At 62.2% G+C, this 10999-nt stretch carries 11 protein-coding genes and 1 pseudogene; 9 read left to right on the forward strand and 3 right to left on the reverse strand.

Annotation, left to right across the window (positions count from 1 at the left end):
* Nucleotides 1-37 precede the first annotated feature (37 nt).
* Nucleotides 38-1498 carry an IS1182 family transposase gene (locus B7L71_RS15590; RefSeq protein ID WP_249273284.1) on the reverse strand — a complete coding sequence of 487 codons (1461 nt, stop codon included), beginning with the start codon at nucleotides 1496-1498 and terminating at the stop codon, nucleotides 38-40.
* 370 nt (nucleotides 1499-1868) lie between these two features.
* On the opposite strand from B7L71_RS15590, the gene B7L71_RS17785 reads away from it, so the two are divergent.
* Nucleotides 1869-2054 (forward strand): hypothetical protein, encoded by a 186-nt coding sequence (locus tag B7L71_RS17785; protein ID WP_081139039.1) that lies wholly within the window; start codon nucleotides 1869-1871, stop codon nucleotides 2052-2054.
* A gap of 4 nt (nucleotides 2055-2058) precedes the next feature.
* On the opposite strand, the gene B7L71_RS15600 is transcribed toward B7L71_RS17785, so the two are convergent.
* Nucleotides 2059-2790: a YebC/PmpR family DNA-binding transcriptional regulator gene (locus tag B7L71_RS15600; protein ID WP_081139040.1), complete on the reverse strand. Its 732-nt coding sequence runs from the start codon at nucleotides 2788-2790 to the stop codon at nucleotides 2059-2061.
* A 238-nt stretch (nucleotides 2791-3028) separates the two neighbouring features.
* Between B7L71_RS15600 and B7L71_RS15605 the strand changes: the two are divergent.
* Both B7L71_RS15605 and B7L71_RS15610 read left to right on the forward strand, forming a co-directional pair.
* Nucleotides 3029-3647, forward strand: a pseudogene (locus B7L71_RS15605) (LysE family translocator).
* Between the two features lie 101 nt (nucleotides 3648-3748).
* A complete protein-coding gene (locus B7L71_RS15610; RefSeq protein WP_016916405.1) occupies nucleotides 3749-4234 on the forward strand; it encodes a glutathione peroxidase in 486 nt (161 codons plus the stop codon).
* 5 nt (nucleotides 4235-4239) lie between these two features.
* Here the strand turns inward: B7L71_RS15610 and B7L71_RS15615 are convergent, their stop codons facing one another.
* Nucleotides 4240-4623: a DUF7079 family protein gene (locus tag B7L71_RS15615; protein WP_039175751.1), complete on the reverse strand. Its 384-nt coding sequence runs from the start codon at nucleotides 4621-4623 to the stop codon at nucleotides 4240-4242.
* A 160-nt stretch (nucleotides 4624-4783) separates the two neighbouring features.
* Here B7L71_RS15615 and fabV point away from each other — a divergent pair, with 160 nt between their 5' ends.
* The 6 genes from fabV to astA all read left to right on the forward strand — a co-directional run bounded on the left by fabV (nucleotide 4784) and on the right by astA (nucleotide 10890).
* Nucleotides 4784-5989, forward strand: a complete 1206-nt coding sequence (gene fabV, locus B7L71_RS15620) for an enoyl-ACP reductase FabV (RefSeq protein ID WP_026002006.1) — start codon at nucleotides 4784-4786, stop codon at nucleotides 5987-5989.
* A gap of 82 nt (nucleotides 5990-6071) precedes the next feature.
* Entirely contained in the window at nucleotides 6072-6287 is a 216-nt protein-coding gene (locus B7L71_RS15625) for a hypothetical protein (RefSeq protein ID WP_039175752.1), read from the forward strand.
* A gap of 182 nt (nucleotides 6288-6469) precedes the next feature.
* Nucleotides 6470-7444, forward strand: a complete 975-nt coding sequence (locus B7L71_RS15630) for a GlxA family transcriptional regulator (protein ID WP_170919521.1) — start codon at nucleotides 6470-6472, stop codon at nucleotides 7442-7444.
* Nucleotides 7445-7544: 100 nt separating this feature from the next.
* Nucleotides 7545-8759, forward strand: a complete 1215-nt coding sequence (locus B7L71_RS15635) for an aspartate aminotransferase family protein (protein WP_081139042.1) — start codon at nucleotides 7545-7547, stop codon at nucleotides 8757-8759.
* A 35-nt stretch (nucleotides 8760-8794) separates the two neighbouring features.
* Complete coding sequence (locus tag B7L71_RS15640; protein WP_081139043.1) at nucleotides 8795-9859, forward strand: arginine N-succinyltransferase; 1065 nt, start codon at nucleotides 8795-8797, stop codon at nucleotides 9857-9859.
* Nucleotides 9859-10890, forward strand: coding sequence for an arginine N-succinyltransferase (astA, locus tag B7L71_RS15645; protein ID WP_016916412.1), 1032 nt, complete (start codon nucleotides 9859-9861; stop codon nucleotides 10888-10890). The genes B7L71_RS15640 and astA overlap by 1 nt, the downstream gene beginning before the upstream one ends.
* Nucleotides 10891-10999 lie beyond the last annotated feature (109 nt).

The raw sequence follows: 10999 nt of genomic DNA on the forward strand, positions 1-10999 counted from the left end.
AGGTTGTCGCAAATCTCCTAACGACTCAAAACTAAACCTATACACAACGATGTCGATGGCTGGACGACATCATCACGCACGCCCTGGGAGGCGCGATCTTTTTCTTTGTTGCCAGGTAAGGTAATCCCAGGCATCCCCACAACCACTCCCAGAGATGATGACAAAGGCTCAGCGCTACAGCGCGAGCCAAGTTGTAAGCCAAGGCATGCAAGGAAAACTCGCGTTTGACACCCGCCAGCCCACGGCGCCGGAAGCGAGATAGTCCCTGTTGCTGACGTAGCGCTGAAAACACTGGCTCGACCATGGCCTTTCGCTGCCGGAAGACCGCTTGGGCTCCCGGGTGGGTCATGATTTGTTGCAATGCCAGGCGTGCCTCGTCCTCCGGGTAATGTTTGATTCGGCGCCCCCGGACCGAACGGGTACAAGCAATCCGTTGCGGACAGCCCTCGCAGGCATTGCAGGCATAAACCGTTTGCTCACGCGAGCGTACCGACGCGTTTATATGACTGATGCGCTGAAGCCGCTGCCCCGCTGGGCAGTAGTAAACATCCTGTTCGGCATCGTAAGTGAATAGGCTTTTATGATACAGGCCCTTCGCTTTGTCAGTGGTACTGGGCCTGGGCGGGCAAAGCAGGCTGACATCACGCGCCAGTGTCGCGTTAATAACGCCATCATCAAAATAGCCGGCATCCAGCAGAAGCTCGCGTGGGATCTTGGGTTCCACGCGCTCGCTCTGATCGATCAGCTCACCCACCACGCGTGTCTCACTCGTGGGGTCGATGGCATGTGCCACGATGATGCGCGCCTCATTGGCAAGGACGGAGGGCGTATAAGCCGGCGCAAAGCCGCGCCCTCGCTTCTGACGCTGTATCGCGGCCTCTGGCTCCGTGGGGCTGACGCGTACCGTATCGACACGCTTGCCGTGGCGCCGTCGTGCCGCGATCCGCGCGTCAAGAACCTGCTCACAGGCCTGCGCTCTATCCAGCTGCTGCTGAGTCTCGTCCTGTTGCTCCGAAAGAGCCTGCTGATGGCCGATCCGGGCCTTACTGACTCGAGCACGCACGGCCTCCTCCTTGAGCAGACGATAGTGAGAGCAGGCCGCTTCGATCACGGTTCCGTCACCCGCCAGGCAGGCTGTCGATGTTCCGGACCTGGCGAGAACGGTGCGTGTCAGCGCTTCGAAAAACTCCTGTGACAGCGCCTGTTCATGCAGGCAGATAAAGCGCCCGATATTGGCATGATCCGGGGCAATGCCGCCGGTCACCCACATGGCCCCCAAATCCACACGTGCCAGCCGCTCCAACGCGCGCAGCGATGAGACCCCGTGCATGATCCCGTAGAGAATCAGCCCCATCATCGCGCGTGGCGCATAGGGTGCGCGCCCTGTGGCGGCATATCGATCCTCGAAGGGTGTCCAGTCCTGGGCATCCAGCAGTTCGGCCACCACTAAAGGGGCACGAATCCCTGACTGCCGCAGATGATCTTCAAGCGGTGTCATGCCCAGGAAAATCGCCGTGGCGTCACCTCGTAGAAAACGCCGCCCTGACGAGCCAGCCGTTACGCGGGAGGATGGAGGGGGCGAAGCAGGCGATGCCTGAAAAAGCGCGAACTGCCTGTCATCGGGTGTGGGCATGCATGCTGTCGACACGGTAAGCTCTCAGACAGATAGAAGGTTCATTTTACGGCTTTGCCCCTTTCGCGACACCCTCTTTAGGGCGGGGAGGACGTCAACCCGTCGACCCGCGTCAGCAGTTCCTGTTCGTGACCGATTTGACGGTACGTGGCAAGGCGATTCTGAGCGATGCCGGTATTCGTCCCGCGCTACTGCCCCCTGAGATGCTGATGGATGCTCAGGGCGCGGGGCGGACATGAAGGCGCAGGGCGAGAGGCTCTACATCGGCTGGGACGTGGGCGGCTGGAATTGCGACCATAACCCGGCCAGCCGAGATGCGCTGGTGGTACTCGATGCGCCCCAGCAGGTTGCTTGGCCGCCAGCGGAGATGCCGACGGCCGAAGGGTGGATTTTCGTTCCTGATGATGCGCTGAAGGGCTAGCCGCTCAGGCGTTCTCTTCCGGCAGTTCGGCGCTGTGAAAGACGTTCTGCACGTCGTCCAGCTCGTTGAGCATGTTCAGCAGCTTTTCGAACATGGCGGCGTCGTCACCTTCCACCGGCGTGGTGTTCTGTGGCAGGAACTGGATTTCATCCACTTCGAAGTCGATCTCGCCAAAGGCGTCCAGCAGTGCCTGCTTGGCCTTGGCGTAATCGGTGTTCGGAGCAAATACCGTGATGCGACCGTCTTCCTGCTCGATGTCGGTGACGTCCACGTCGGCTTCCATCAACGCTTCCAGCACGGCTTCTTCATCGCCACCGGTAAACGAGAAGATCGCGCAGTGATCGAACATGTGGCTCACACTGCCCGGCGTGCCGATCTTGCTCTTGGTTTTGGTAAAGCAGCCGCGCACATCGCCAAAGGTGCGGTTGGGGTTGTCGGTGAGGCAGTCGACGATGACCATGGCATTGCCGGGGCCGAAGCCCTCGTAACGAGCGGACGAGAAGTCCTCGCCTCCGGCACCGCTGGCCTTGTCGAGGGCCTTGTCGATGACGTGGGATGGCACCTGATCTTTCTTGGCACGCTCCATCAGGCCGCGCAGCGCAAGGTTGCCATTGGGGTCGGTGCCCCCTGCTTTGGCGCAGACGTAGATTTCACGCCCGTACTTGCTGTACACCTTGGTTTTCGCAGCGGCCGTCTTGGCCATGGATTCCTTACGGTTCTGAAACGCCCTACCCATATTGAAGTCCTTTATTAACCATGAACTGCCTGCACGGCAGGCGTCATTGATCGGCGTTGCCGAACGTTCTGAAAAAGGAAAATTTTACCCAACAGCGTACCATGCTAACAGCGTTATTTAAGGCCGTATTCAAGGCCGGGGGAGGATTCCACGATGCGCGGCCTAGGCAGCCACCCGCCTGCGCTTGAGCTGGCGTATACTGGTGCGCTGATCAACCGCTGGACTCATGGAGAAACGCATGCCGCTGACGCTCTGGTTATCGCTGGCCGCCATCTGTGCCATGGGGGCCATGTCCCCGGGGCCAAGCCTCGCGCTGGTACTGCGCCACACCCTGGGGGGCGGGCGGCTGCCCGGCGTGACCGCGGCGGTGTTCCATGCTTTGGGCGTGGGTTTTTTATGCCCTGTTGACCGTGCTGGGGCTGGGCGCGCTGGTGGTACGCCATCCCGAGGTCTTTCAGCTGATCACCTGGGGTGGGGCCGCCTACCTGGCGTGGCTGGGGATCAAGGCCTTGCGGGCCGGGCGCGCCAGCTCGCTGGCGGCCAATGCGGTGGTCACCACGCCAGGCCAGGCGGCCCGAGAAGCGGTGCTGGTGGCTCTGGGCAATCCCAAGCTGATCATCTTTTTCGTGGCCCTGCTCAGTCAGTTCGTGACGCCGGACATGAGCCCGTTGGCCAAGGGCATCATCGTGGCCACGGCGATGGTCATCGATGGCGGCTGGTACGTGCTGGTGGCCGTGGGGCTGTCGCACTCGCGAGTGCTGCCTTGGCTGCAGCGTCACGCCCACTGGGTCAACCGTGTTACCGGTGTGCTGCTGATCGCGCTGGCACTGAGGGTCGTGGCGGGGCCACTGCTATAAGCAGCCATGGTGGAAAATTCGCGCAGGCGTGAGCCGCCGGGCTGGTGCTGGCAGGCCGCCTCGTGGCAAGGTAGCGTCAGACGATAGCAAGAGGGTGTGTGATGAGCATTTACGAACAGGATTGCTACACCCATCAGGGCCAGCCCTTCAACCTGCGTGCGCTGCGCGGCCAGGTGCTGTTGGTGGTCAACGTCGCCAGCCAGTGTGGCTTTACGCCCCAGCTCAAGGAGCTGGAGAGCCTTTACCAACGCTACCGTGACCGTGGCTTTACCGTGCTGGGCTTTCCCTGCAACCAGTTTGGGCGGCAGTCGCCCGAAAGCGCCGAAGCATTCTGCACCTTCGGGGAGCAGCAGTTCGGGGTCAGCTTTCCGCTCATGGAGAAGGTGAACGTCAACGGGGGCAACGCGCATCCGCTCTTTACGCTGCTCAAGCAGGGAGCGCCAGGCGTGCTGGGCACGCGGGCCATCAAGTGGAACTTCACCAAGTTTCTGGTCGCCAGAGACGGGCAAGTGCTGGCGCGTTTTGGCCCACGAGACCATGGCCCACGCCTGCGCCTGGCCGTGGAGGCGGCGCTGGACAAGGCGTGAAGGGGCTAGAGCTCGCCCCGGCTGACCATCAGTCGCTGCATCAGGTCGTTCCAGCGGTGGCGTACCATCATGGTGGTCAAGCCCGAAAACAGCGCCCAGGTTTTGCGCCGCCAACCCTTCAGGCGCAGGTTGTGATTGACCAGCTGCTTCATCAGCTTGTAGTCATCGAACTTGCGCCACTCGCTGGCCACCGACAGCTGATGGCGTGACAGCACCGGGGCCAGCTCGATACGGAACACCCACTCGAGCTCCTTGAGCGGTAGCCCGTGCTGTTCGATGACCTCGATCATGCGGGCGTAGTCGCGCTCGGTGGGTTCGCGGTCCAGCCAAAGCGGGGCGAGCGCCAACCAGAGGTCGCCGCGTTCATCGACTAGCTGCTGTGCATTCATCACGGTTCTCATCGGCAGGAAGTGGGCAGGGCGCTATCCTGCCGTGAATCCCCCATAACCTCAAGAGCGGACAGGGCGCGCCTGGCCCGCTAGAATAGCGCCTACTGGCAAGTGAGCACGAGGGTGCTCCGATGATACTCATCCGATGAAGGGGTCCAATGTGATCATTAAACCGAAAGTTCGGGGCTTTATCTGCACCACTACTCACCCTAAAGGCTGCGAACAGAACGTTCTCGAACAGATCGAAGCGACCCGCGCCCGTGGTTTGGACAAGCACCAGGGCCCGAAGAAAGTGCTGGTGATCGGGGCTTCCAGCGGCTACGGCCTGGCGGCGCGTATCACGGCGGCCTTCGGCTACGGTGCCGATACCCTGGGCGTTTTCTTCGAAAAGCCCGGCAGCGAGAAGAAGCCCGGCACGGCGGGCTGGTACAACAGCGCGGCCTTCGACAAGTTTGCCAAGCAGGAAGGGCTGTACAGCAAGTCCATCAACGGCGATGCGTTCTCCCATGAAGCTCGCGAGAAAGCCATCGAGCTGATCAAGCAGGACATGGGCGAGATCGACCTGGTGGTTTACTCACTGGCCTCGCCGGTGCGCAAGATGCCCGATACCGGCGAGCTCAAGCGCTCCAGCCTGAAGCCCATCGGTGAGACCTACCGCGCCACGGCCATCGATACCAACAAGGACGTGATCATCGAAGCCGAGGTGGAGCCGGCGACGCAGCAAGAGATCGACGACACCATCACCGTGATGGGCGGCGAAGACTGGGAGCTGTGGATGAGCGCTCTGGCAGACGCAGGCGTGCTGGCCAAAGGTGCCCGCAGCGTGGCGTTCAGCTATATCGGCACCGAAATCACCTGGCCGATCTACTGGCACGGTGCCCTGGGGAAAGCCAAGGAAGACCTGGACCGCGCAGCGGCGGCCATCGATGCCAAGCTGCAAGAGAGCGGCGGCGGTGCCAACGTGGCGGTGCTGAAATCCGTCGTTACCCAGGCCAGCGCGGCGATTCCGGTGATGCCGCTGTACATCGCCATGGTGTACCGCATCATGAAAGAGCAGGGCCTGCACGAAGGCACCATCGACCAGTTGAACCGTCTGTTCGGCGAGCGCCTCTACTCAGGTCAGCCCGGTGAGATGGCCACCGACGAGCAGGGCCGTCTGCGTCTGGACGACTGGGAGCTGCGTGACGACGTTCAAAAAGCCTGTCAGGACCTGTGGCCAAACGTCACCACCGAGAACCTGTTCGACATTACCGACTATGCTGGTTACAAGCATGAGTTCCTGAAGCTGTTTGGCTTCGAACGTGACGATGTGGACTACGATGCCGATGTGAACCCCGATGTGGCGTTCGATGTCGTAACCTTATGAAGTCGTAACCCTGTAACCTTTGGTGCGACGGAGCGAGAAGCCGCCGCGCTGTTTCATCTAACCGGCCAGGAAGAGGTGGCGTATGGATACCAGAGAGAGCAAGACCCCGGAAGAAGAGAAAGAGCACGTACTGAACCAGCGGTTGCCCGAAGATTTCGACAAGGCGGCGCCCCATAAACAGCCGGAAGCCAAAAAGCCCCCCAGCGGCATGCACAAGCTGCTGCCCGTGGTGATCATTGGCCTGGGCCTGGTGGTGGCGGCCTTCGTGATCTTTGGCATGGGCAACAGCGGCGGTTGACGCAGCACCTTCGTTTGCCGGGCCAGTGGCCCGGCAATTTGCATTTATCGTGTTTTTGTTCCTGCGGTCATGGCGCTGCCTTCCGCGCCGCAATTGGGTAAGATGACGTTTGATTTGAACACGTTATCTCGACAGCCAGCGGCGGTTTCCATGCAGTGCCTCTCACCTTGTCACACCTTCATATGCCCACTCGGCCGTTGACGCCTTCCCCCGATCAGCGTCGGCGGGTTGCCTTTGTGCTGCTCCCCGGGTTTTCGCTGTTGGCCCATGCCAGTGCCATCGAGCCACTGCAGATGGCCAACCAGCTCAGCGGCCAAATGCTATACCACACGGTGACACTCAGCCTGGACGACGAGCCCGTGCGCAGTGCAGCGCAGCTTTCGCTGCTGGCCCAGCACTCGTTGGAAGCCGCTCTTGGGCCGCTGGACATGCTGCTGGTCTGTGCACCGACACCGCTACCCTACGTACTGCCCGCCAGGCTTCACGAGTGGCTGCGCGGTCATCAGGGCAGGGGCGTGGCGCTAGGCGGCCTGGCCGGGGGCACCGAAGTGCTGGCCCGCTGCGGGTTGCTGGAAGGCTATCGCGCGACGCTGCCCTGGCAGCGCTTCGACGCATTTGCCCAGGCGTACCCCCAGGTCACGCTTTCCCAGCAGCTGTTCGAGATCGACCGTGACCGTCTGACCTGCGCGGGCGGCACCGCCGCCATGGACATGATGCTGACGCTGATCGGCAAGCATCACGGCCCACGGCTGGCAGAGCAGGTCTCGGAGCAGTTCGTGTGCGATCGCATTCGCCTTGCCGATGAGCGCCAGCACGTCCCCCTGCGCCACCGCCTGGGCCACGCCCCACAAAGCCTGGTGGATGCGGTCACGCTGATGGAAGCCAATATCGAAGAGCCGCTTTCGACCCTGGAACTGGCCGAACACCTGGGCATTTCCCGGCGTCAGTTGGAGCGGCTGTTCAAGAAGTTCCTGCAGGCGGTGCCCAGCCGTTATTATCTGGACTTGCGGCTGCAGGAAGCCCGCAAACAGCTCAGAGAGAGCGACCGTCCCGTGGGCGACATTGCCCTGATGACCGGTTTCTCCTCGGGCGCGCACTTTTCCACTGCCTACCGTAACCACTTTGGGATCACCCCGCGGGAAGAGCGGCTGGGGTAGGCGCAGCTTTTCATAATTTAGCGTCCCAATCGTGAAAGCAGGGCGGCCACCGCCCCTCGTATACTGATGTCATCGCTGACTCCACCGGAGGATTTGTTTCATGAGCCACACCCCAAGTCGCCAGGATTTCGACCACTACATGATGCCCAACTACTCACCGCAACAGAGCATTCCGGTGCGTGGTGAAGGCAGCCGCCTGTGGGATCAGCAAGGCCGTGAATACATCGATTTTGCCGGGGGGATTGCGGTGAACTCGCTGGGCCACTGCCACCCGGTACTGGTCAATGCGCTGAAAGAGCAGGGCGAAAAGCTCTGGCACTTGTCCAACGTGTTCACCAACGAGCCTGCGCTCAAGCTGGCCAGGACGCTCACCGAGCGCACCTTCGCCGACAAGGTATTCCTGTGCTCTTCCGGCGGTGAAGCCAACGAGGCGGCGCTGAAGCTGGCGCGCCGCTGGGCGGTGGATCACCACGGCGAGCACAAGGACAAGATCATCTCGTTCTACCAGTCGTTCCATGGCCGCACCTTCTTCACCGTGAGCGTGGGCGGGCAGCCAAAATACTCCCAGGGCTTTGGCCCGGTGCCCGGCGGCATTCTGCACGCCAACTTCAACGACCTGGAGAGCGTGCGCAAGCTGGTGGGCGATGACACCTGCGCCATCATGGTCGAGCCCATGCAGGGGGAGGGCGGCATCGTGCCTGCCACCCAGGAGTTCCTGCAGGGCCTGCGCGATCTGTGCGACGAGCACAGCGCGCTGCTGATTTTCGATGAAGTGCAAACCGGCGTGGGCCGCAGCGGCGAGCTGTACGCCTACAAGAACTTCGGTATCACTCCGGACATTCTCACCAGCGCCAAATCGCTGGGCGGTGGCTTCCCGATCGGCGCCACCTTGACCACCGACGCCATTGCCAAGTCGCTGGTGATCGGTACCCATGGCTCCACTTACGGCGGCAACGCGCTGGCATCGGCGGTGGCCCTGGCGGCGGTCGAGTTCATCGACACCCCCGAAGTGCTGCAAGGGGTCAAGCAGCGTCACGACCTGTTCCGTGAGCACCTGGAAACCATCAACCGCAAGCACGGCGTGTTCAAGGAAATCCGCGGCATGGGCCTGTTGATGGGCGCACAGATGTCCGATGCCTTCGAAGGTCGCGCCAAGGATATCCTGCCACTGGCCATGGAAGAGGGCGTGATGGCGCTGATCGCAGGTCCCAATGTGCTGCGCATGGCGCCGTCGCTGGTGATCCCCGAGGCCGACATCGCCGAAGGCATGGCGCGTCTCGAACGAGCCATCGAGCGCCTTGTTGCCAGCGCATGAGCAGGCCGCAAACGTTACCAGAAGGAGCGTTGAGCATGCTGGTTATCCGTCCGGTCACTCTGGCCGACCTGCCTGCCCTGGAACAGCTGGCCGAGCACGCCGTTCCTCGGCTGACCAACCTGCCCGCCAACCGAGAGCGGTTAGAGGAGCGCATCCTGCGCTCCCAGGAGGCGTTTGGCAGCGAGGTCGATTTTCCGGGTAACGAGCAGTACATGTTCGTGCTGGCGGACGATCATCGTCATGAAGTGCTCGGTACCGCCACCATCCGCGCCCAGGCGGGGGCCGCCGAGGCCTATTACACCTACCGCCAGGAGACGCTGATCCACGCCTCGCAGCAGCTCAACGTGCGCCGGGAAGTACAGACCCTGGCGCTGTCCCACGAAGTCTCGGACGCCACGCTGCTCTGTGCGCTGTCGCTCAACCCGCGTTACAAGGGCACCAGCGCCGAGAGCCTGCTGCGGCGGGCGCGGCTGATGTTCATTGCCCAGTACCCGGAGCGCTTCTCGCGGATTCTCGCCGTGGCGTTTCCGGGGTACCTGGATCGCCAGAATGAATCGCCCTTCTGGGAGAGCGTGGGCCGCCACTTCTTTGCCCGCGGCTTCCAGGAGATGAACCACATGGCCGGGGTGCGCTCGAAAAGCTTCATTGCCGAGGTGATGCCCCAGTTTCCGCTCTACCTGCCGCTATTGACGCCGCCTGCCAGGGCAGCCATAGGCCGTGAACATCCGGCCCATGAAGCAGCGCTGGCGGAAATGCTGGCGGAAGGCTTTGTCCGTTCCCGGCATGTGGATATTTTCGATGCCGGGCCCATCGTCAAGGCCGAGCGCGAACGGCTGGAAACCTGTCGTCGTGCTGCCTGGCACCCGGTGCGGGTGCGCCCGGAGCATGCCTTGCCGGATGCCGAACCGGCGATGATCGCCAACCAGACGCTGAGCGATTTTCGCTGCATCGTGGCGCGCTATGCACTTTCGCCCACCGGACAGCTGATGCTTTCCCCGCAGCATGCGCAGCGTCTGGGGGTGGAAGAGGGGCGCGCCGTACTGGCAGCGCCGTTAGCCCTGCCCAGCGCCGTCGATGCGCTCGATGAAGGAGAGATGTAATGCGCATTCGCCCCATTGCCCGTGATGATCTGGATGGGCTCCAGGCGCTGGCGCAGCAGGCAGGCGTTGGCTTTACCTCGCTGCCGGATAACCGTGAGTTCCTGGCGGGCAAGATCGACGCCGCCGCCCGTGCGTTCGAAGAGCGCACGCCAGTGGACGACCGGCTCTACTTTTTTGTACTGGAAGATGAGTCCAACGGCGAGCTGGCAGGCTGCTGCGCCATTGAAGGTCAGGTGGGGCGCGAGGTGCCGTTCTACAACTACCGGCTTGGCACCCTGGCCCACTCTTCGGTACAGCTCGACCTGCATCGCACCATCGACACGCTGTTTTTGAGCTCGGACCATACCGGCGATGCCGAGGTGTGCTCGCTGTTCCTGCGCCCGGAGTACCGTGGCGAGGCCAACAAGCATTTGCGCAACGGTGCGCTGCTTTCCAAGGCGCGCTGGCTGTTCATGGCTCAGTTCCGCGACCGTTTTCCCGAGAAGGTGCTTGCCGAAATGCGCGGCGTGTTCGATGAAAACAACGTCAGCCCGTTCTGGCAGAGCCTGGGCAAGCACTTCTTCCCCATGGATTTCAGCGAGGCAGACCGGCTGACTGGCCTGGGGCAGAAAAGCTTCATTGGCGAGCTGATGCCCAAGTTTCCCATTTACACCACGTTCATGTCGGAAGAGGCGCGGGCCTGTATTGGTCAGGTACATCGCCACACCCGCCCGGCGCTGGAGATGCTCAAGAAAGAGGGGCTGCGCTGGGAAGGCTACATCGACATCTTCGACGGCGGCCCCACGGTGGAAGCCTATATCGATGATGTGCGGGCGATCCGCAATTCACGCTGCTATCAGGTGGAGGTGTCGCCCGACGCTGCCGCAGAAAGCGTCAGCCGCTGGCTGGCGGCCACCACTCAGATGCAGCACTTTACCGCTGGCTGGATTGGCCGAGGCCCCGCCGACGAAAGCACCGTCGTCCTGACCCCTCAGGAGGCCGAGCGGCTGGGCGTCGCCACGGGCGACACGCTGCGTCTGCTGGAAACCTGATCTGCCCACATACCCGACTACCCGGCTCAGCAAAGGAGAGCGTCATGCATAACCCGAACGCACGCACCCCGCGTATGCCCGCCCAACAGCAGCAGTTGATCGATGGGGC

The sequence above is a fragment of the Halomonas sp. BC2 genome, from assembly GCF_002078115.1.
Taxonomy (GTDB): domain Bacteria; phylum Pseudomonadota; class Gammaproteobacteria; order Pseudomonadales; family Halomonadaceae; genus Vreelandella; species Vreelandella stevensii.